Source organism: Nonomuraea sp. NPDC050022, assembly GCF_044460705.1.
In the GTDB taxonomy this organism is placed as follows: Bacteria; Actinomycetota; Actinomycetes; order Streptosporangiales; family Streptosporangiaceae; genus Nonomuraea.
Genome location: NZ_JBITKE010000017.1, coordinates 122,742 through 142,526 on the forward strand (window position 1 = coordinate 122,742; position 19,785 = coordinate 142,526).

Below are 19,785 nucleotides of genomic sequence, written 5' to 3' on the forward strand. Positions count from 1 at the left end.
CCCCCGTGGTGATGGGCTTGGCCGGGCCCCGAGCGCCCGGCCAAGCATCACAGGTCCATGAGCCGGAAGTGAGATCACAGATTAGATAGTGCTTTCGGGCGGTTTCGCCGCTGGGTCTCCTTTGTTACCGCTGTGCTACAACCCAAGAGCGTTACCGCGGTGCTACAACCCAGAACCCTGGCGGTTGATCCCGAAGGCGCGTGGGAAGCACCACCCCAGACCACGCGGCCTATCGGGGAGTTGCGGTGACAGTCCGCCCTATTCGCATGTTCAGCGATCCGGTGCTCCGCTCGGTGGCGGCGCCGGTTCACGACTTCGACCGCGAACTCCGGGGGCTGGTGAAGTCCCTGACCGCGACGATGCGCGCGGGAGCCGGCCGCGCCGGGCTGGCCGCGCCCCAGATCGGGGTGCCGCTACGCGTGGTCGTCTACTCCTACGACGGCAAGTCGGGATGCCTGGTCAATCCGCGACTGGAGCTGTCGGAGCGGCGTGTCACGGCCGACGAGGCGTGCCTGTCGGCGCCGGGCCTGTGGTGGCCACTGGAACGTTCGTACATGGTGACGGCTCGGGGCCGCGACGCCTTCGGCAAGGGTGTGACCGTGCGGGCGCTGGGTGTGCTGGCCAGAGTGCTGCAGCACGAGGTCGACCACCTCGACGGCGTGCTGTTCAGCGACCACCTCGAGGACGGCGAGCGCCAACGCTTTCTCGCCGAGGTGATGCCAGGATGATCTCCCGTCGTTGCGACGGGTCGGTGCCGCCCCAGACGCCGTAGGCCTGTCCGGTGCTGAGCGCGTAGTCGAGACAGGGCTCACGTACCGGGCAGTCGCGGCAGATGACTTTCGCGCGTTCGGCTTCCGCGTGACCCAGCCCCTCGGGCGAGATCGGGAAGAACAATTCCGGGTCTTCGACCAGGCAGGCGGCCTTGTGCGACCAATCTATTGGCATCATGCCAAATGGCCCTACCCATCACTTTCTCGGTCATACATCCTCAAGAAAGCGATCCAAGCCGACCAGGAACCTGGGCCGGGAACGAGCGGAAGCACATAGTCGTGCTCGTCACATATGAAGGGGCCGTGCGCATGTGAAGGGGCCGTGCGCATGTGAAGGGGCCGTGCGCATGTGAAGGGGCCGTGCGCATGTGAAGGGGCCGTGCGCATGTGAAGGGGCCGTGCACGTACCGGTGCGGGATCCTCACCAACGGCTCCAGCCCACCAGCGGTGACCAGACCGCCGCACTCGTGCTCACGCGAGCCGCCTGGCCGGCCTGGGCGACAGCGCTCAGCACCCGGTCCGCCACGTCGGACAGGTCCTCGGCCACCTCGGCGGCCTGCTGGATCTCCTCCCTGCGGGTCTCGCCGGTCGGCACCAGGATGCCCCTGGCCCCCGCCGCCCTGGCCGCCTCCATGACCCTGCCGATGTCACCCACCACGACGCAGTCGCGCGGGCTGACGTCGAGGACGGCCGCCGCCCTGATCACCAGGCCCGGCGCGGGCTTGCGGCAGGTGCAGCCGTCGGAGTCGTCGTGTACGCAGATGGCCCACGCGTCGAACGGGCCGAGGAGCTCCTCGACCCTGGCGTTCACCTGATCCATCTCGTCCGGCGTGAGCAACCCCTTGGCCACGCCCGACTGGTTGGTGACGACCGCCACCGGCACGTCGGCCCGGCGCAGCCGCGCCAGCGCCTCCAGCGCGCCCGGCATCGGCTCGACCCTGGCGGGGTCGCCGTTGTAGGGGACGTCCTTGATCAGGGTCCCGTCCCGGTCGAAGAGCACGGCTCCGGGACGTCGTGGTTCGAACACCCTTCACCTCCGTAGCACAGCTCTCCGTCGCAAAGCTCCGTCGCAAAAGCTCCGTCGCGCTGTCCCTCAGCTACCCGAGGACCCCCTCCACAAACAACTACATAGCGTGACAAACCACCAGACATTCAACCTGTTTCCGCAGTACAGAGGGCTGAATCAGGTTTGAGGGCCGCTTCTCTCGGTAGCCGTCCTCTCTATGTCCAGGTGTAGGAACGAGATGAGGGCCGATGGCGGACGATCCCTCGCCGGTCGAGGTGCCGGCTCTGGGGCGGTACGTGGGGCGGTGCGGGCGGATGTTCGCGCCCGCGCGAGCGGCCGGGTACGAATTATCGCCCGATGATCAGGGAAAACTCGCTGTCCGGCGCCCCCTCCCGGATATCGGGCACGTTATCGGGCACCTTATAGATACCGGCACAGGCGCCGGCGAAGGCGCGTATGTAGTGGTGCACACGGGGACGTCAGCACCCGCCAGGACCTGGCCTGCCGAACGGCTCGGCAAGCGGTCCGGGAGCTGGCCGAAGACGGGCACCGGGTCGTCGTGACAGGCAAGGAGCACGAGCTCACCGCCTGTGTCGCCCACAATGTCGCGGTCGGCCTCGGCGGAAGAACGACGCTTTCACAGCTGGCAGCCCTCATCGAGCGGGCCGGCGTGCTCGTGGCGGGAAACACCCGGCCCGCGCACCCGGCAGCCGTGGTCGGTACGCCTGCCGTGAGCCTGTTCACCCCGCTCGTCCTGTCCGCCCGGTGTGCCCCTACGGAGTGCCCTCGGTGTCCAGCGAGCTCTGGCCGGGACACCAGGGGACTCAGCTCTGTCACAGGTGACAAGCGAGCAGGTGGTCAAGCAGTGGTGGTCAAGCAGTGGTGGTCAAGGCAGTGAGGGAGCTGACCAGTGAATGTCGATCTGATCTCTGAACACGCGGACCCCCTGGCCGCGATCGGCAGCGTCGACTCAGGTGGCCAGAACGTCTACGTCGCCGCGCTGGCCGTCGCGCTGGGAGAGCGCGGGCACACGGTCGTCGTCCACACCCGCCGCTCCGATCCGGTCCAGCCGGACTCGGTGCCCCTGGCGCCCGGCGTCACGGTCGAGTACGTCACGGCCGGGCCCCCGGTTCCGATCCCGAAGGACGAGCTCCCGCTGTACATGCCGGAGTTCACCGATCGTCTCGCCGACCGCTGGTCGGTGCGCCGGCCCGACATCGCGCACGCGCACTTCTGGATGAGCGGCCAGGCGGCCCTGCAGGCGACCGAGGACGTACCGGTGGTGCAGACCTTCCACGCGCTGGGCACGGTCAAGCGGCGCTGGCAGGGCCCCGCGGACACCAGTCCGGCGCACCGCCTCGCGACGGAGCGTGAGATCGGCGCCCGCGCCGACAGAGTGCTGGCCACCTGCGGCGACGAGGTGAGCGAGCTGCTCTCGATGGGTGTGCCCGAGCGGCGCATCGCGGTCGTGCCGTGCGGCGTCGACCTGACCGAGTTCTGCCCCCGTGGCCCGGTCGCGCCGCGCGTGGCCGTCGGCGCCCGGCGCCCGATGGTGCTCAGCATCGGCCGCCAGGTGCCGCGCAAGGGCGTCGACACCGTGATCCAGGCCATGCGCGGGCTCCCCGGGGCCGACCTGGTGATCGCCGGCGGGCAGCGGGACGGCGAGGAGGCTGCGCGGCTGCGTGAACTGGCGGCCGGGTTCGGGGTCGGGGACCGGGTGCACGTGATCGGCAGCGTGCCCCGCGAGCGGGTCCCGGCGCTCATGCGCTCGGCGGACGTGGTGGTCTGCGTGCCCTGGTACGAGCCGTTCGGCATGGTGGCGGTCGAGGCGATGGCGTGCGGCGCGCCGGTCGTCGCCTCCGCCGTCGGCGGCCACCTCGACACGGTCGCGGGCTGCGGCGTGCTGGTGCCGCCCCGCCGCCCGCGCGCGCTGGCCAGGGCCCTGCGCGAGGTGCTCGCCGACGAGGACCGACGCCGGGCACTGGGCGCGGCCGGGGCCCGCCGCGCCCAGGAGAGGTACGGCTGGGCCCGCGTCGCGCAGCAGACCGAGGCCGTGTACACGCAGGTGATCGACGGCAAGGTAGGCCGCCTCGCCGCGTCGTCCGTCTAGGGTGCGCAGCCTGCGGGGCGTCTGAAATGCGACGCCCCGCGGGGTCCGTCTGTCGTCCGTCTAGCGTGCGACGCCCAGCAGAGGTCGTCGCCCAGTAGAGATCGTCTAGAGTGCGACGCCCAGCAGGGCGTCGGTCAGGTCGCGGACCAGGGCCGCCGCCGCCGGGTCCGAGCCGCCCTCGGACAGGGCCCGCTCGACCCAGGCGTCGACGGCGGCCAGCGCGCCCGGGGTGTCGAGGTCGTCGGCGAGCCGTTCGCGTACCTCGGCCAGCAACCGGCCCGCATCGGGCGCGGTGGCGAGCCCGGCCGCCGAGCGCCACTTGGCGAGGCGGGCCTCGGCCGCGGCGAGCTGGGCCGGGACGTACTCCCAGTCCTCGCGGTAGTGGTGGGCGAGCAGCACGAGCCGGATCGCCATCGGGTCGTGCCGACCCCGCAGCTTGGAGACGAAGACCAGGTTGCCCTTGGACTTCGACATCTTCTCGCCGTCGAGCGCCACCATCCCGGCGTGCGTGTAGAACTTGGCGAACGGCCACTCCCCGGTGGCCGCGTGTCCCTCGGAGGCGCCGCACTCGTGGTGGGGGAAGATCAGGTCGCTGCCGCCGCCCGCGACGTCGTAGCCGGCGCCCAGGTTGTCGAGGGCGATCGCGGTGCACTCGATGTGCCAGCCGGGCCGGCCGCGGCCGAGCGTCGTCTCCCACGACGGCTCGCCGGGCCGCTCGGCCCGCCACAACAGCCAGTCGAGCGGGTGGCGCTTGCCGGGCCGGTCGGGGTCGCCGCCGCGCTCGCCGAACAGCTCGACCATGAGCTCCTCGCTGTAGCCGGACACCTGCCCGAACTTGGGCGCGTCCGCCACGCTGAAGTAGACGTCGCCGTCGAGGTCGTAGGTGACGCCCTTGGCCGCCAGCTTGGCGATGAGCTCGGCCACCCGGCCGACGACCTCGGTCACGCCGACGTACTCGCGCGGCGGCACGATGCGCAGCGCCTCCATGTCGGTGCGGAACAGCTCGATCTCCCGCTCGGCCAGGTCCTGCCAGCTGACACCGGTCTGCTCGGCCCGCTCCAGGAGCGGGTCGTCGACGTCGGTGGCGTTCTGGGTGTAGTGGACCTCGTGGCCCATGTCGCGCCACACCCTGCCGACCATGTCGAAGGCCAGGTAGGTGTTGGCGTGGCCCAGGTGGGTGGCGTCGTAGGGGGTGATGCCGCAGACGTACATGCGGGCGGTCGGACCCGGGTCGCTCCGCCGGACCTGCCCGGCCGCCGTGTCGTAGAGCCGCAGTGGGACGCTCTCACCGGGAAGCGCGGGAATGGCGGGGGCAGACCACGATCTCATGCCTTTGAGCCTATCCGTCCAGAATCAGCGGTCAGGTCCGTGAACTCGTACGTCACGCCCTCCGCCGCCAGTGTGAGCAGGGTCACCGACAGCGAGGCGAAGACGCGGCCGTCGGGCAGCTCGTGCCGGATGATCAGAGCCGCCGGGTCGGACGAGGGGGCGGCGGCGATGAGCTCTCGCCAGTCGGCGGTGCTCTCGAAGCGCGGCCGGAAGGCGGCCACCCGTTCGTGTTCCGGGTTGAGACCGGTGTTGACGATCATGCTGGTGCCGTCGGGCACCTCGGAGGCGCTGAGCCGTTCCCCGTCCCAGCTGAACAGCCGCACCCGCGTCAGGTCGGCGAGCAGCAGGTGAAAGGGGTCGTAGTAGGTCAGGTCGACATCGGGCAGGTCATTGGCCGCGAGGGCGCGGAGCGGCAGGTCGCCGCGGGAGATCTTGGTGGCCTCGGCCGCGGGCCGGCCGTGCCCGTTGAGGAGGGCGGCGGCGCGGCGCCGGGCCGGGTCGACGGCCAGCCAGGTGCCGCCCGCCTTGAGGTCGCGCCCGCCCACCACGCCGGGGTGTTCGGGCCAGTGCTCTCCCGGCCCTTCCCAGGGCCGGTCGGCGAACTCGTCTCGCACGCCCATCAGCGTCAGCGGCTGACCCGTCTTCACGATCACCGTGCACATAGGGCAAAGCGTAGTAAACGGTTTTCCATGAGCGGCCAGGGGATGGCCAGTTGACGCGTCGGTCTACATGGGCGGCCACGGGATGGCCGGCCAGTCGCGGGAGGGGTAGGGGTGCAGGCCGGTTTCGAGCAGCTTCCTGATCCGGTTCCAGGTCGCCTCGACCTCGGCGAGCGTGAGCAACTCGCGCAGCCTGCGGCCGAGCTGACCCGACTCGATGTCGCGCTCCAGCTTGGTCAGCGTGGTCACGGCGTCGCGGGCCAGCGGCTTGCCCCGCCACTGCCAGAGCACGGTACGGAGTTTGTCCTCGGCGGAGAAGCAGACGCCGTGGTCGACCCCGTAGACGTGGCCGGTGGGCAGTGGCAGCAGGTGGCCGCCCTTGCGGTCGGCGTTGTTGACCACCGCGTCGAACACCGCCATCCGGCGCACCACCGGGTTGCGGCTGCGTACGAGGCGCATGAGGTCGACCTCACGCTCGGTGTCGATCCACAGCTGGCACATGCCGGGACCGAACGGGCCCTCCCGCAGGACGGTCGGCGGCACGATCTGCCAGCCGGTCGCCTGGGAGACCTCGAACGCCGCGACCTCGCGGGCGGCCAGCGTGCCGTCGGGGAAGTCCCAGAGCGGGCGCTCGCCGCGTACGGGCTTGTAGACGCAGGCGGCGGTGCGCTCACCGAGCGTGATCGAGCAGTAGAGCGTCATGTTGGTCGCCTCGACGAGGCGGCCCGCCACTTCCAGGCGGCCGTCGCGGAGCAGCTTGAGCGCCCCCTCGTCCTCCATGGGCGACGGGTGCGACGGCGGCCTGGTAGCCGGTTCGCTCTCCGGAGCGCTCATGATGTCGCCTCACCCCCGCGATAGCCGTTGAGGCGGACGCAGACGTGTCCCTCGGGGTCGAGTGGCTGCCCGCAAAGGGGACAGGCCGGTCGGCCCGCAGCGACGAGCTGGAGCGCCCGCTGGGTGAACGCACGGGCGACCCCGGCGCTGATCCGCACCCGCAGCATGGCGGGCTCGGGTGCTTCGACGGCTTCCTCGTCGATGATCTCCTGCGCTTCGATCACCACCTGTGAAGTATCGGGATCCCAGGCCAGTGCCATGGTGCCGACCCTGAAGTCCTCCGTGACAGGCACCTCTAGGGGCTTGTCGTCCGTCAGGTCGGCGGGCGCCATGGCGGGCACGTGCGCGGTGCCCCCGCTGCGGCGCAGCACCTCGTCGAGCAGCTCGTCCAGCCTGCCCGCGAGCGCCGCCACCTGCAGCTTCTCCAGCGCTACCGTGGTCAGTCTGCCCTCGGCTCTGGCCTGCAGAAAGAAGGCTCGCGCGCCCGGTTGCCCCAAGGCACCGGCCACGAACCTCTCTGGTGGGTCGTAGTCGAAGACCGGCATAGCCTGACCTTACGTGGTTCCGGGTCCACCGCCGACGGCGGCATCGCTCCCGGAGAGTTTTTCTCCCCCGTCTTTCTCCTCCGAATCCTCGGGAAGCTGCAATTCCCCCATATCGTTAAGCCTGAGAACAAAGGGGCGCAAGGGGGCATAGCGAATGACGGTGAGAGCTCCGGGATCTGCAGTTATCCGCTGAAAGTGATCCAGGTGGAGCCCCAGCGCGTCGGCGACGATGGCCTTGATCACGTCTCCGTGACTGCACGCCAGGTAGACTCCCTTCTCCCCCAGGCGTTGATTCCACTCCCGTACGGCGGCCACGGCCCGGTGTTGCATTTCCGTCAAGGCTTCCCCTTCCGGAAATGTCACCGCACTGGGGTGGGCCTGCACCACCTGCCACAACGGCTCCTTCGCCAGCTCCTTGAGCGGCCGCCCGGTCCACGCTCCGTAACCGCACTCCACGAACCGCTCATCGGTCTGTACGGCCATGCCGCGCCCCTCGGCGACGGCCTGGGCCGTCTCCTGGCAGCGTTCGAGCGGGCTGGAGACGATGGCGTCGAGCCGGACGCCCGCGATGCGCCCGGCCAGCGCCGCGGCCTGCGCCCGGCCCGCCTCGCTCAGGTGCACTCCGGGAGTGCGGCCGGCCAGCACCGGCCCGGTGAGTGCGGTGAGCCCGTGGCGGGCGAGAAGGAGGGTGGTCACCGACCAAGTGTCGCAGGCGTGGATCACGGCGTTTGACGCACCCGGGCGGTAACCTGGCGGGATCATGGAGCAGCGCTATGTCGGCCGGAGCGGCCTGTCGGTGTCCCGCCTGGGGCTCGGCACGATGACCTGGGGGCGTGACACCAGCGCCGACGACGCGGCGGCGCAGCTGCGCACCTTCATGAGCGCGGGCGGCACCCTGGTCGACACGGCCGACGTCTACACCGGCGGCGACGCCGAGCGGCTGCTCGGCCGGCTGCTGCGCGACTCGGTGCCGCGCTCGGAGCTGGTGATCTCGACCAAGGCGGTGGTGACGCCGTCGGGCCGCCGGCCGCGTGACGCCTCCAGGCGCCATCTGATCGCCGCGGTCGACGACTCACTCAACCGCCTGGGACTCGACTACATCGACCTCTGGCAGCTGCACACCTACGACACCGAGGTGCCGCTGGAGGAGACGATGGCGGCGCTCGACGCGATCGTCTCCTCGGGCCGGGCCGTCTACGCGGGCGTCTGCGACTACGCCGGCTGGCAGCTGGCCGCCGCCGCGGTCATGCAGCGGGCGATCCCGGGCCGCATCCCGATCACCTCCGCCCAGGCCGAATACTCCCTGCTGGCCCGCGAGCCCGAGCGCGAGCTGCTGCCCGCCGCCGAGCACGTGGGCGCGGGCGTGATGGCCTGGTCGCCGCTCGGCAGGGGGGTTCTGACGGGGAAGTACCGAACGGGCATCCCAGCCGATTCGCGGGCCGCTACGCCACATTTCGCCGATTTTGTCCGCCCTTATCTCGACGAACGCAGCCGTCGTGTGGTCGAATCCGTGATGACCGCGGCCGACGGGCTCGGGGTCTCGCCGTTGGCGGTGGCGCTCTCATGGGTTCGCGACCAGCCGGGCGTGTCCTCCGCTATCGTCGGTGCCCGTACGCACGCTCAGCTCGCCGGCGCATTGACCGCCGAGGACGTGGTGTTGCCGCGAGAGATACGTGAGGCCCTGGATGACGTGTCGTCGCTCGACTGAGAGCGAACGAGAGTCATGCTCGCGTGTCACGCGTCGATACCGAATCGCAACTTTAGCCGGAAAACGCCTGCGACACACCGCCGATGTCCATAAAGATTTCCCCCGTAAGCGACGCAGGAGGGGACGGATGGGCAGCAGGACCGCGATCTCGGCTGGAGCTCTCGCGCTGGCGCTGGCCGCGATCCCGGTCGTCTCCTCGCCCGCGCTGGCCGAGGCGGTCGACTGCAAACGCGGCGACGGGCTGCTGTCCGGGGTGACGAACGGCCTGTGCGACGTCGTGGAGGCGGTCACCGGCACGGTCGACAGCCTCACGGGCGACACGCTCAAACCCGTGACGAAGAAGGTCGGCGGCACCGCCGACGACCTCCTCGGCACGGTGGGCGACGCGGTCCCGACAACGATCCCCACCAGGTCGGGGCAGCCCCAGCCGACTCCGTCGGACCAGGACCTGCTGCCCAACACTCTCAGCGAGGTCTGCCTCCCGGTGCTGGCCTGCGAGCATAAGGACGCCCAGCAGCACAAGGACCCCGAACACGTCCTGGAGACCCCGTCCCCCCAGGACTCCGCCAAGCCCACTCCCACGGCGAAGCCGAACAAGCGGGAGAAGAAGGACTCGACGACGACCACTCTTCCGACGGACGGCCCGACACCGCCCGAGACCGATCCCCGCGAGCCGGACACGACCGCGAACCCGATCAAGATCCAGACGGCTGACACCGACGAGCCGCGTATCGACCTCCTGTGGCCCAACCCCTTCGCCCAGGACCTCACGGCTCCCCTGCGCGACCAGCCGATCATCCGCCCGTCGAAGCCCACCTCGGACGTCCTGGGCACCTCCTTGACGATCGCCCTGCTGACCTCGGCGATCCTGGCGACCCGCATCGTCCAGCAGCGCCGCCAGCGCACGGAGCAGCCGGACTCGATCCCCTTCGAACCGGCCAGAGCGAACAACGGCCGCCGCCACCGCCTGGCTTAGCGCTCTGGTCAACAGGTCCGCCGCGTCCGCGCGTACAGCTTGGGCGGATCCTCGGCCTACTTGGGCGGGTCCTCGGCCGGCTTGGGCGGATCGTCAGCGCGGGCAGATCAGCGTCTGCTGGCCGGTCGCGATGAGCTCCCGCTGGGCTCCGGTGACGCCGAAGACCTCAAGCCGGCACACCGTGAGCGTCCGCCCCGCCTTGACGACCGTCCCTTCGGCCTCGAGGTGATCACCCGTGGCGGGCGCGAGAAGGTTGATCTTGTACTCCACGGTCAGCACGTCCGCCGTCTCCGGGAAGAGAGTGAGCGCCGCGTAGCCGCCCGCGCTGTCGGCGATGGCACTGGTGGCGCCCGCGTGGATGTACCCGTGCTGCTGGGTGATCTCCGGCCTGCTGGGGAGAACGATCCGAACCTGTCCCGGACTGATCCGCGACAGTCGGGCACCGGCGCATCAGCCCCTGGAGTTCGAAGCTGGCCCGGATGCGGGCCTCGGCTCACCATCACCGAGCTCGCCGAGCGCGTCCGCCTCAGCGTCTCGCCCTGCCACCGTCGCCTGCGCGCCTTGGAGCACAGCGGAGCGATCAGCGGCTACCGGGCCCATCTCGACGCCCACGCCCTGGGCTTGACGTTCGAGGCCCTCGTCTTCGTCACCATGCGCGCCGCGGACCGCGACACCGTCGACGCCTTCGAAGCGGCCGTCGCCGCCGTCCCGCACGTCCTGCAGGCGCAACGGCTCTTCGGCGACCCCAACTATCTGCTGCGGGTCATCACCCACGACCTGCCCGCCTTCCAGCGGCTCTACGACGACCGGCTGGCCACCCTCCCCGGCGTCCAGCGCCTCAGCTCCACCCTCGTCATGAAGAGCGTCGTGGAGAACCGGCCCCTGCCTCTGTGAGCCGCCCGGCCGGGCAAACTACGCATAAGCTTCTCTTTCATGACTCTGAGTGCAGTAAAGGGCGAAACCGCGTGACCGGCGCTGTAGATCGTGGGGTGAGAATCTCGCGACGCGCACAGGCTGTCGCGCCGTTCTTCGCGATGGAGTTCGGCAAGCACGCCGCCGCGCTGGAGTCCCAGGGGCATCACGTCATCAAGCTCAGCATCGGCGAACCGGACTTCGGCGCGCCCCCGGCCGTACTCGACGCGATGCGTGAGGCCATGGACGGCAGGCCGATGCCCTACACGGCGGCACTCGGGCTGCCCGAGCTGAGGCAGGCGATCGCCCGGTTCTACCGGAACGAGCACGGCGTCGAGGTCGACCCTTCCCGGGTCGTCGTGACCGCGGGAGCCTCGGCCGCCTTGGTGCTGGCCACGGCGGCACTCGTCGACACGGGCGACGAGGTGCTGATCGCGGACCCGTCGTACCCCTGCAACCGGCAGATCGTCGAAAGCTTCGGCGCCCGTGTCACGCTCATCCCCGCCACCGCCGAGACCCGCTTCCAACTGGACGCGGCATCGGTGAAGGAGAACTGGACGGACCGGACCCGAGGGATCATGATCGCCACCCCGTCGAACCCGACGGGCACCTCGGCTCCAGCCGGCGAACTGGCCGCGATCTGCGAACTCGCCCGCGAGCGTGACGCGTGGCGCCTGGTCGACGAGATCTACCTCAACCTGAGCGACCACGACGAGCGGGGCCGGCCACCGCGGAGCGTGCTGTCGTTCGATCCCGGCGCCATCGTCATCAACAGCTTCTCGAAGTACTTCGGCATGACCGGCTGGCGACTCGGCTGGTGCGTCGTCCCGGAGATCCTCGTGCCGGCGATGGAACGCCTGGCCCAGAACTACTTCCTGTGCGCCTCCGCGCCCGCCCAGCACGCCGCTCTGGCCTGCTTCACCCCCGAGTCCCTGGCGGTCTGTGAGGCACGCCGCTTCGAGTTCGCCGAGCGGCGCGCGCTCGTCCTCGACGGGCTGGCGCGGATCGGGCTGCCGGTTCCCGTCCCGCCCGACGGCGCGTTCTACGTGTACTTCGGCGTCGGCCACACCGGGCTCACCTCCTGGCAGTTCTGCGAGCGCGCGCTGCGGGAGGCGCACGTCGCCCTCACTCCGGGGAGGGACTTCGGCGTGCACACGGCGGAGACACACGTCCGGCTCTCGTACGCGGCGCCGGCGGACGATCTTCGCGAAGGGCTCACGCGGCTCGGGAAGTTCGTGTCCACCCTTCAGTGAGCCGCGCGGCCCCGACCGGCGAGCAACGCCTCACAGGTTGAAGGTGATGTCGTCTTGGTCGCCTTGTTGAGGCCGTAGCCGCCGTAGGGTGGCGCGGTTGTCGACGTACGCCTGGTGGAACAGTTCGGGGTCGTGGGCGGCGAGTTCCCGGTACAGGTCGACCGTTTCCTGTACCACCCGCAGTTGCTCGTCATGCTCACCCACCCGGTCCAGCGCGGCCGACAGGTTGCCCAGGGCTTGACCGAGGACACGACGGTGGGCGGGGTTGCCGTCCGCCAGCTCACGGCACAGGCCGACCGCCTCCCGAGCCACCAGCAGCTGCTCACCGTGCTCACCCACCCGGTCCAGCGCGGGCGACAGGTTGCCCAGGGACTCTGCGAGGTCGAATCGATGAAGGGGGTTGCCGTCCAGCAGCTGACGGCACAGGCCGACCGCCTCCCGAGCCACCAGCACCTGCTCCCGATGTTCGCCCACCTGGTGCAGCGCGACCGACAGGTTGCCCAGGGCTCGGCGGAGAACGGACCGATGAGCGGAGTTGCCGTCCACCAGTTCACGGCACAGGCGGACCGTCTCCCGTGCCACCAGCAGCTGCTCACCGTGCTCACCCACCCGGTACAGCGCGGCCGTGAATTCGATCAGGGCCTCGGCTAGGTCGAATCGGTGAGCGGGGTTGCCGTCCGCCAGCTCACGGCATACGTCGACCGCTTCCCGAGCCACCAGCAGCTGCTCACCGTGCTCACCCACCCGGCTCAGCGCGGCCGCGAGATGGGTCAGGGCGTGGGCGAGGGTGGGCAGGTGGACGGGATCGCCGTCCGCCAGCTCACGGCACACGCCGACCGCCTCCCGAGCCACCAGCACCTGCTCGCGATGCTCACCCGCCCAGTGCAGCGCGACCGCGAGCCGGATCAGTGATCGGCCGAAACCGGGTCGGTAGGTGAGGTTGTCGTCCGCCGGCCCGCGCCGCAGGTCGACCTCTTCCCGTGCCACCTGTAGCTGCTCGCGAGGGTCACCCGCGTGGTGCAGCGCGACCGACAGGTTGCCCAGGGCTCGGCCGAGGGCGTGCCGATACGCCGGGTCGCCGTCCACCAGCTCACGGCACAGATCGATCGCTTCCTGCGCCGCCAGCAGCTGCTCGCGATGCTCACCTGCCCCGTTCAGCGCGACCGACAGGTTGCCAAGGGCCTCGGCGAGGTCGAATCGGCGGGCGGGGGTGCCATCCGCCAGCCCACGTCGCAGGCCGACCGCTTCCCGGGTCACCAGCACCTGCTCCCGGTGCTCACCCGCCCGCTCCAGCGCGGCCGCGAGGTCGGTCAGGGCGTCGGCGAGTTCGGGTGGGGTGCCGGTGGCGCGGGCGCCATGCAGGCGGTGGCGGGTCAGCGTGAGGGCGCAGCGGGGCAAGGCATAGGCGGGGGTGAGCTCCAGGAGCCGGGTGGTGGTGTCGGGGTCGAGGTCGGCGGCGGCGAGAGCGGTGGCGGTGGTGTGGTCCAGCTCGCGACGGTTCGTGGCGGTGGTGAGGGCGGCGTAGATGGCGTGGCGGGCCAGCCGTACCGGGTCGCCGCCCAGCAGTTGCTCGAACAGCGACCGGGCGGGTGGGTGATGTTCGCCCGCGCGGGCCAGCAGGGTCAGGATCCGGGCGGCCTGCTCCTCGGTCGGGTCGTTCAGCAGGTGGCGGGCGAAATGGCGGTCGCCCTCCGTACGGGTCAGGCTGGTGGTGATGAACCAGTCGGCCAGCAGGTTCGGGCCGAGACGTACTCCCGCCCCCGCGGCGGGCGGGTAGAGGGAGTGAGCCCAGCGGGCCAGGTTGGTGACCCGTTCGGCGGGGGCGTCGGCCAATTCAGGGACGCGTCTCAGCACTCCGATGGCCTCCGGCTCGTCGGCGGGGGCGAACAGGGCCAGGGCCGCGATGATCCGGGCCAGCAGCACGTCGGTGACCGGGCCGACCGCCCACCGGTCCAATGCGGCGGTGCCGCGCCACCAGCGTGCCTCGTGCTCGAACAGCACCCCGGCGACCTCGTCCAGGGGCGCGGGTGAGCCGGTCGGCGCGGCTTGGCGTAACACCGTCACCATCGCCTGGGTCAGCACCTCGACCATGGTCTGGCCCTCCCGGACCGGCGCGATCGTGTCCGAGACCGGGGGCACCTGGGTCGCCCGCGTGGCCGCGAACGCGCGGACGGCCTCGCCGTACCAGCGGATCAGGTCAGAGGTCTCCCCCAGCGGCAGCAGCGAAATCACCGGGGCGCTCTTCACCAGCAGGGCGTGTTGTTCGGGGAGGTGAGATTGCAGTGCCTGGCCGAGTTCGACGCCGTGCCGGGTGATCAACACCACTCGCAGCCGGGCCCGCCCCTCGTAGCGCGCCAGTGCGCCCAGCAGGCTCGCCAGGTCGGTTCGGGTGTCGGCGTTGTCGACCAGGACCAGTACCCGGGAGTCGGCCACCGCCGCGGCCGCGTCGACCAGGTCGGCGGCCTTGCCCTCGCGCAGCCAGCCGGCCACCCACCCGTCCGCGGCGGCCTCCTGGGCGGCCCGTAACGCCAGCCGGGTCTTGCCGCACCCGCCCGGCCCGTCCACCACCAGCAGGCCCGGCGCCGCCTCCTCCTGGCACCAGGCCCACAACCAGTCCCGCTCGCCACGCCGCCCCCAGAAGGGGGTGGGGCACGACTGTGGCAGCAGCAGCTCGAACACGCTGCGCTCTCCGCCGGCCAGGCCCTGCGGGTGGTGGATCAGCGGGTCCAGAGCCGAGTGCAGCGCCTCGATTGCCGCGGCGGCGTTCTCGGTTCGGGTCAACGCCACACCGAAGTACGTGCCGCTGGCGCCGGACAACCCGGCCACCACGACCGCGATCAGCGCCCGGCCCCACACCGGCCACTCCCCCGGCACCACCACGGACGGTACCCCGGCACCGATACTGGCCATCGCGACCAGCACCCACGGATTCTTCAGCCTGCTGAGCGTCTTCAGCCGTGCCGGGTTCTTGAGCCAGCGCCCCATCACACCAGCATCGCCGCCAGAGCACGCCGAATCAGCGGGAGAACCGGTAATTGATGGCATCCGGTTACCAGGTCCCGGCGATCGGTCATGGGTACGGATCACGACAAGAGGGCGACGCTTGTGCGGCGCCGCCCAACACGTATGAGCCCGTTCAGGCCATCAGGACAGGTCAGGCGCCGATCGCGTGGGCGCCGCCGTCCACGTGGACGATCTCGCCCGTGGTGGCGGGGAACCAGTCGGACATCAGCGCCACGCACGCCTTGGCGGCGGGGACCGTGTCGGACAGGTCCCAGCCCAGCGGGGCGCGCTCCGGCCAGCTGTCCTCGAACTCCTTGAAGCCCGGGATCGACTTGGCCGCCATCGTGCGCAGCGGCCCGGCGGCGACGAGGTTGACGCGGATGTTCTGCTTGGCCAGGTCGCGGGCGAGATAGCGGTTGCACGACTCCAGGCCCGCCTTGGCGACGCCCATCCAGTCGTAGACCGGCCACGCCTTGCTCGCGTCGAAGTCGAGGCCGACGACCGCGCCGCCCTCCTTCATCAGCGGCAGGCAGGCCACGGCCAGCGACTTGTAGGAGTAGGTCGAGATGTGCAGGGCCGTGGCGACGTCCTCCCAGGTGGTGTTGAGGAAGTTGCCGCCCAGCGCGCTCTGCGGGGCGAAGCCGATGGAGTGGACGACGCCGTCGAGACCGTCGACGTGCTCGCCGACCCGGTCGGCCAGCGTGTCGAGGTGCTCGGTGCTCTGGACGTCGAGCTCGATCACCGGCGGCGTCTCGGGCAGCCGCTTGGCGATGCGCTCGACCAGGCTCAACCGGCCGAACCCGGTGAGCACCACAGTGGCGCCCTCCTCCTGGGCCAGCTTGGCCACCGAGAACGCGATCGACGCGTCGGTGAGCACGCCGGTCACCAGGATCCGCTTGCCTTGGAGAATTCCCACGTCAGTGCCCCATTCCGAGTCCGCCGTCGACCGGGATCACGGCCCCGGTGATGTAAGAGGCGTCGTCACTGGCCAGGAAGCGGACGACGCGCGCGACCTCGCTCGGCGACGCCTGGCGCCCGAGCGGGATGTTCTTGGTGATGGCCTCGACGTCGAGGTCGGCCGTCATGTCGGTGGCGACGAAGCCGGGCGAGACCACGTTGACGGTGATGCCGCGCGAGCCGTACTCGCGCGCCATGGACCGGCCGAAGCCGATGAGGCCCGCCTTGGAGGCGGCGTAGTTGGTCTGGCCCGCCGAGCCGGACAGGGCGACGACGGAGGAGACGAGGATGACGCGGCCGCGCTTGAGCTTCATCATGGGCCTGATGGCCCGCTTGGCCACGCGGTAGGCGCCGGTCAGGTTGGCGTCGATGACGTCGGTGAAGGTCTCTTCCTTCATCATCGCCAGCAGCGTGTCCTTGGTGACGCCGGCGTTGGCGACCAGCACCTCGACCGGGCCCTGCTCGGCCTCGACCTTGTCGAAGGCGGCTTCGACGTCGGACATGCTGGTCACGTCGCACTTGACGCCGAACAGCCCCTCCGGCGGCTCTCCCGATCGATAGGTGACCGCGACGGCGTCGCCGGTCGCGGCTAGTTCACGGGCGATCGCGAGGCCGATGCCGCGATTGCCTCCGGTGACGAGTACAGAGCGTGCCATGACACCTGACGCTATCTCCTACCGGCGGGTATCCACTTGTCCGGGGGATACAAGATCGCAGGGTTAGGATCGTGGACATGCGCCAGATCGATTCCGATTTCCTGGAGCTGCCGATGCGGCAGCTGGCGGACGCCGCCCTGCAACGCGCTCGTGACCTGGGCGCCGAGCATGCCGACTTCCGGTTGGAACGCGTGAGAGCCGAGTCGCTCAGCCTCTACGACGCCCGGCTCGAAGGAGCCATGGACGCCGACGACCTCGGCTACGCGGTCCGCGTCGTCAAGGGCGGCACCTGGGGTTTCGCCGCAGGCATCCATCTCACGCCCGAGGCGGCCGCGAAGGTGGCCGAGCAGGCCATCCGGGTGGCCGAGGTGAGCGCCCCGATCAACCGGGAGCCCATCGAGCTGGCCCCCGAGCCGGTCCACTCCGAGGTGGTGTGGGTCTCCGCCTACGACGTCGACCCGTTCGAGGTGCCGTCGGCGGAGAAGGTGGCGCTGCTGGCCGACTGGTCGGCCGGGCTGCTCAAGGGCGCCGACCACGTCTCGGCCCGGCTGCTGCAGGTCAAGGAGCAGAAGTTCTACGCCGACACGGCGGGCACGGTCACCACGCAGCAGCGCGTACGCGTGCATCCCAAGCTCAACGCGATGAAGGCGGCCAACGGCGGATTCGACGACATGTCGACGATCGCGCCTCCGGTCGGCCGCGGCTACGAATACCTGACGGGCACCGGCTGGAACTGGGCCGATGAGCTGGCCCAGCTGCCCGGGCTGCTGGCCGAGAAGCTGGCCGCGCCCTCGGTGGAGGCGGGCGACCACGACCTGGTGATCGACCCGTCCAATCTGTGGCTGACCATCCACGAGTCGATCGGGCACGCCACCGAGCTCGACCGGGCACTCGGCTACGAGGCCGCCTACGCGGGCACCAGCTTCGCCACCTTCGACCAGCTCAACGAGCTCGTCTACGGCTCCCCGGTGATGAACGTGACCGGCGACAGGACCGTCACGCACGGCCTGGCCACGATCGGCTTCGACGACGAGGGCGTGCAGGGGCAGAGCTTCGACATCGTCAGGGACGGCGTCCTGGTCGGTTACCAGCTCGACCGGCGGATGGCGCTGATGAAGGGGTTCGGGCGGTCCAACGGGTGCGCGTTCGCCGACTCGCCGGGGCACATGCCCATCCAGCGGATGGCCAACGTCTCGCTGGCCGCCGCGCCCGGCGGGCCGTCGACCGAGGAGCTCATCTCGCGGGTCGAGCGGGGCCTCTACATCGTCGGCGACAAGAGCTGGTCGATCGACATGCAGCGCTACAACTTCCAGTTCACCGGGCAGCGGGCCTACCGGATCTCGCACGGCCGGTTGGCCGGGCAGGTGCGCGACTTCGCCTACCAGGCGACCACGACGGACTTCTGGCAGTCGATGGAGGCCGTCGGCGGGCCGCAGACGTACGTGCTGGGCGGCGCCTTCAACTGCGGCAAGGGCCAGCCGGGCCAGGTCGCGCCGGTCAGCCACGGCTGCCCGTCCGGCCTGTTCAGGGGCGTACGGATCCTCAACACCGTGCAGGAGGGTGGAAAGTGAGCGAGCAGCGATCAGCGGCGGGCCATACCGGTCTGCCTGTTCAGATCTCTCCGCAGGACATGGTGGAGAAGGCTCTGGAGCTGTCCACCACCGATGGCTGCGTCGTGCTCGTGGACGAGGGGTCCACGGCCAACCTGCGGTTCGCGGGCAACACGCTCACGACCAACGGCGTGGCCCGCTCCGCCCGGCTGACCGTGATCTCGATCGCCGGCCAGGGTGTGGGCGTGGTCTCCCGCGCCGCCGTACGACCGGATCAGCTCGCCGACGTGGTGGCCGCGGCCGACCGGGCGGCGCGCGAGGCGCAGCCGGCCGAGGACGCGCGGCCACTGGTCGAGGGCCGGCCGGCGAGCGCCTCGTGGGCCGAGCCGGTGACCCCGACCGACATCGGGGTGTTCGAACGGTTCGCGCCCGCGCTCGGCGAGGCGTTCGCCGCCGCGGAGGCGGGCGGCAGGAGGCTGTACGGCTTCGCGGAGCACTCGCTGACCTCGACGTTCCTCGGCACCTCCAGCGGGCTGCGGCTGCGCCACGACCAGCCGTCCGGCCGGCTGGAGCTCAACGCCAAGTCGGCCGATCTGAAGCGCTCGGCCTGGACGGGCGTGGGCACCCGCGACTTCTCCGACGTGGACGTGGCGGCGCTCGACGCGTCGCTGGCCCAGCGGCTGGAGTGGGCCAAGACCCGGGTGGACCTGCCCGCGGGGCGCTACGAGGCTCTGCTGCCGCCGAGCGCGGTGGCCGACCTGATGATCTACGCCTACTGGTCCGCGGGCGCCAGGGACGCGCTGGACGGCCGCTCGGTGTTCGCCAAGCCGGGCGGCGGCACCCGGGTCGGCGAGCAACTGGCCACGCTGCCGGTGACGCTCGTCAGCGATCCGGCCGCCCCGGGCATCGAGTGCGCGCCGTTCGTGGTCGCCCACGCCTCCAGCCGCGAGAGCTCGATCTTCGACAACGGCCTGCCGCTGTCGGCGACCGAGTGGGTGCGGGACGGGCAGCTCACGGCACTGCGGCAGACGCAGTACTCGGCCGAGCTCAGCGGGCTGCCGGTCACGCCCTCGATCGACAACCTGATCGTGCGGGCCCCCGGCGACGGGCGCTCGCTGACGGAGATGATCGCCGACACCGAGCGCGGCCTGCTGCTCACGTGCCTGTGGTACATCCGCGAGGTCGATCCGCAGACGCTGCTGGTGACCGGGCTCACCCGTGACGGGGTCTACCTGGTCGAGCACGGCGAGGTCGTGGGCGAGGTGAACAACTTCCGCTTCAACGAGAGTCCGGTCGACCTGCTGGGGCGGGTCTCGGAGGTGGGTTCCAGCGAGCAGACGCTGCCGCGCGAGTGGGGCGACTACTTCAGCCGTACCGTGATGCCCGCCATCAGGGTGCCGGACTTCAACATGTCCACGGTCAGCCAGGCGAGCTGACCCTTTCGCCGTAGCACTGGCTCATGAGCGCGTCCGGGACTCACCTGGGCGCGCTCATGGCCGTTTCAGCGCTCTGCTCGG

General features: G+C 70.5%; 20 protein-coding genes. 9 read left to right on the plus strand and 11 right to left on the minus strand.

Features of this window, described 5'->3' with window-relative positions:
* The first annotated feature begins 245 nt into the window (after window positions 1–245).
* Complete coding sequence (locus ACIBO2_RS50890) at window positions 246–728, plus strand: peptide deformylase (RefSeq protein WP_358540664.1); 483 nt, start codon at window positions 246–248, stop codon at window positions 726–728.
* On the opposite strand, the gene ACIBO2_RS50895 is transcribed toward ACIBO2_RS50890, so the two are convergent.
* Window positions 667–948, minus strand: coding sequence for a WhiB family transcriptional regulator (locus tag ACIBO2_RS50895; protein ID WP_363994248.1), 282 nt, complete (start codon window positions 946–948; stop codon window positions 667–669). The two genes, ACIBO2_RS50890 and ACIBO2_RS50895, sit on opposite strands and share 62 nt — an antisense overlap.
* Window positions 949–1,191: 243 nt before the next feature.
* On the minus strand, window positions 1,192–1,797 hold the full coding sequence (locus tag ACIBO2_RS50900) for an HAD-IIIA family hydrolase (protein ID WP_358540661.1): 606 nt from the start codon (window positions 1,795–1,797) through the stop codon (window positions 1,192–1,194).
* A 538-nt stretch (window positions 1,798–2,335) separates the two neighbouring features.
* Between ACIBO2_RS50900 and ACIBO2_RS50905 the strand changes: the two genes are divergently transcribed.
* Entirely contained in the window at window positions 2,336–2,674 is a 339-nt protein-coding gene (locus ACIBO2_RS50905) for a glycosyltransferase family 9 protein (protein WP_358540658.1), read from the plus strand.
* A gap of 12 nt (window positions 2,675–2,686) precedes the next feature.
* Window positions 2,687–3,886 (plus strand): glycosyltransferase, encoded by a 1,200-nt coding sequence (locus ACIBO2_RS50910; RefSeq protein ID WP_358540655.1) that lies wholly within the window; start codon window positions 2,687–2,689, stop codon window positions 3,884–3,886.
* Between the two features lie 105 nt (window positions 3,887–3,991).
* On the opposite strand, the gene mshC is transcribed toward ACIBO2_RS50910, so the two are convergent.
* From mshC to ACIBO2_RS50935, 5 genes are all read right to left on the minus strand, one after another.
* Entirely contained in the window at window positions 3,992–5,215 is a 1,224-nt protein-coding gene (gene mshC / locus ACIBO2_RS50915; RefSeq protein WP_358540652.1) for a cysteine--1-D-myo-inosityl 2-amino-2-deoxy-alpha-D-glucopyranoside ligase, read from the minus strand.
* Window positions 5,212–5,877, minus strand: a complete 666-nt coding sequence (locus tag ACIBO2_RS50920) for an NRDE family protein (protein WP_358540650.1) — start codon at window positions 5,875–5,877, stop codon at window positions 5,212–5,214. The genes mshC and ACIBO2_RS50920 overlap by 4 nt, the downstream gene beginning before the upstream one ends.
* A 63-nt stretch (window positions 5,878–5,940) precedes the next feature.
* Window positions 5,941–6,708 (minus strand): SCO1664 family protein, encoded by a 768-nt coding sequence (locus ACIBO2_RS50925; RefSeq protein WP_358540648.1) that lies wholly within the window; start codon window positions 6,706–6,708, stop codon window positions 5,941–5,943.
* Entirely contained in the window at window positions 6,705–7,253 is a 549-nt protein-coding gene (locus ACIBO2_RS50930; RefSeq protein WP_219528509.1) for a DUF3090 domain-containing protein, read from the minus strand. The genes ACIBO2_RS50925 and ACIBO2_RS50930 overlap by 4 nt, the downstream gene beginning before the upstream one ends.
* 9 nt (window positions 7,254–7,262) lie before the next feature.
* The gene (locus ACIBO2_RS50935; protein WP_358204684.1) at window positions 7,263–7,949 is read right to left on the minus strand and encodes an MSMEG_4193 family putative phosphomutase; all 687 of its coding nucleotides are present in this window, start codon (window positions 7,947–7,949) and stop codon (window positions 7,263–7,265) included.
* Window positions 7,950–8,013: 64 nt separating this feature from the next.
* Between ACIBO2_RS50935 and ACIBO2_RS50940 the strand changes: the two genes are divergently transcribed.
* Both ACIBO2_RS50940 and ACIBO2_RS50945 read left to right on the plus strand, forming a co-directional pair.
* The gene (locus tag ACIBO2_RS50940) at window positions 8,014–8,961 is read left to right on the plus strand and encodes an aldo/keto reductase (RefSeq protein ID WP_358540646.1); all 948 of its coding nucleotides are present in this window, start codon (window positions 8,014–8,016) and stop codon (window positions 8,959–8,961) included.
* 127 nt (window positions 8,962–9,088) lie between these two features.
* Entirely contained in the window at window positions 9,089–9,937 is an 849-nt protein-coding gene (locus ACIBO2_RS50945; RefSeq protein ID WP_358540643.1) for a hypothetical protein, read from the plus strand.
* Between the two features lie 93 nt (window positions 9,938–10,030).
* On the opposite strand, the gene ACIBO2_RS50950 is transcribed toward ACIBO2_RS50945, so the two are convergent.
* On the minus strand, window positions 10,031–10,372 hold the full coding sequence (locus ACIBO2_RS50950) for a PaaI family thioesterase (RefSeq protein WP_397304725.1): 342 nt from the start codon (window positions 10,370–10,372) through the stop codon (window positions 10,031–10,033).
* Between ACIBO2_RS50950 and ACIBO2_RS50955 the strand changes: the two genes are divergently transcribed.
* Both ACIBO2_RS50955 and ACIBO2_RS50960 read left to right on the plus strand, forming a co-directional pair.
* Window positions 10,304–10,831 (plus strand): Lrp/AsnC family transcriptional regulator, encoded by a 528-nt coding sequence (locus ACIBO2_RS50955; protein WP_397304726.1) that lies wholly within the window; start codon window positions 10,304–10,306, stop codon window positions 10,829–10,831. The two genes, ACIBO2_RS50950 and ACIBO2_RS50955, sit on opposite strands and share 69 nt — an antisense overlap.
* 95 nt (window positions 10,832–10,926) lie before the next feature.
* Entirely contained in the window at window positions 10,927–12,102 is a 1,176-nt protein-coding gene (locus ACIBO2_RS50960; RefSeq protein ID WP_358540641.1) for a pyridoxal phosphate-dependent aminotransferase, read from the plus strand.
* A 30-nt stretch (window positions 12,103–12,132) separates the two neighbouring features.
* Here the strand turns inward: ACIBO2_RS50960 and ACIBO2_RS50965 are convergent, their stop codons facing one another.
* The 3 genes from ACIBO2_RS50965 to fabG form a co-directional block, all read right to left on the minus strand.
* Window positions 12,133–15,087 (minus strand): hypothetical protein, encoded by a 2,955-nt coding sequence (locus tag ACIBO2_RS50965; RefSeq protein ID WP_397304695.1) that lies wholly within the window; start codon window positions 15,085–15,087, stop codon window positions 12,133–12,135.
* A gap of 169 nt (window positions 15,088–15,256) precedes the next feature.
* Window positions 15,257–16,021, minus strand: coding sequence for an enoyl-ACP reductase FabI (gene fabI, locus ACIBO2_RS50970; protein WP_358540636.1), 765 nt, complete (start codon window positions 16,019–16,021; stop codon window positions 15,257–15,259).
* A 1-nt stretch (window position 16,022) separates the two neighbouring features.
* A complete protein-coding gene (gene fabG / locus ACIBO2_RS50975; RefSeq protein ID WP_358540633.1) occupies window positions 16,023–16,718 on the minus strand; it encodes a 3-oxoacyl-ACP reductase FabG in 696 nt (231 codons plus the stop codon).
* A gap of 77 nt (window positions 16,719–16,795) precedes the next feature.
* On the opposite strand from fabG, the gene ACIBO2_RS50980 reads away from it, so the two are divergent.
* On the plus strand, window positions 16,796–18,289 hold the full coding sequence (locus ACIBO2_RS50980; RefSeq protein WP_358540630.1) for a TldD/PmbA family protein: 1,494 nt from the start codon (window positions 16,796–16,798) through the stop codon (window positions 18,287–18,289).
* Window positions 18,290–18,348: 59 nt separating this feature from the next.
* Window positions 18,349–19,704, plus strand: coding sequence for a metallopeptidase TldD-related protein (locus tag ACIBO2_RS50985; RefSeq protein ID WP_358541393.1), 1,356 nt, complete (start codon window positions 18,349–18,351; stop codon window positions 19,702–19,704).
* Window positions 19,705–19,785: the final 81 nt, after the last annotated feature.

Bases quoted from the DNA above. Each gene is read 5' to 3' on its own strand.
- ACIBO2_RS50895 (WP_363994248.1), bottom strand. From the start codon at position 948: ATGATGCCAATAGATTGGTCGCACAAGGCCGCCTGCCTGGTCGAAGAC.
- mshC (WP_358540652.1), bottom strand. From the start codon at position 5,215: ATGAGATCGTGGTCTGCCCCCGCCATTCCCGCGCTTCCCGGTGAGAGC.
- ACIBO2_RS50920 (WP_358540650.1), bottom strand. From the start codon at position 5,877: ATGTGCACGGTGATCGTGAAGACGGGTCAGCCGCTGACGCTGATGGGC.
- ACIBO2_RS50925 (WP_358540648.1), bottom strand. From the start codon at position 6,708: ATGAGCGCTCCGGAGAGCGAACCGGCTACCAGGCCGCCGTCGCACCCG.
- ACIBO2_RS50930 (WP_219528509.1), bottom strand. From the start codon at position 7,253: ATGCCGGTCTTCGACTACGACCCACCAGAGAGGTTCGTGGCCGGTGCC.
- ACIBO2_RS50940 (WP_358540646.1), top strand. From the start codon at position 8,014: ATGGAGCAGCGCTATGTCGGCCGGAGCGGCCTGTCGGTGTCCCGCCTG.
- ACIBO2_RS50945 (WP_358540643.1), top strand. From the start codon at position 9,089: ATGGGCAGCAGGACCGCGATCTCGGCTGGAGCTCTCGCGCTGGCGCTG.
- ACIBO2_RS50965 (WP_397304695.1), bottom strand. From the start codon at position 15,087: ATGGGGCGCTGGCTCAAGAACCCGGCACGGCTGAAGACGCTCAGCAGG.
- fabG (WP_358540633.1), bottom strand. From the start codon at position 16,718: ATGGCACGCTCTGTACTCGTCACCGGAGGCAATCGCGGCATCGGCCTC.
- ACIBO2_RS50980 (WP_358540630.1), top strand. From the start codon at position 16,796: ATGCGCCAGATCGATTCCGATTTCCTGGAGCTGCCGATGCGGCAGCTG.
- ACIBO2_RS50985 (WP_358541393.1), top strand. From the start codon at position 18,349: ATGGTGGAGAAGGCTCTGGAGCTGTCCACCACCGATGGCTGCGTCGTG.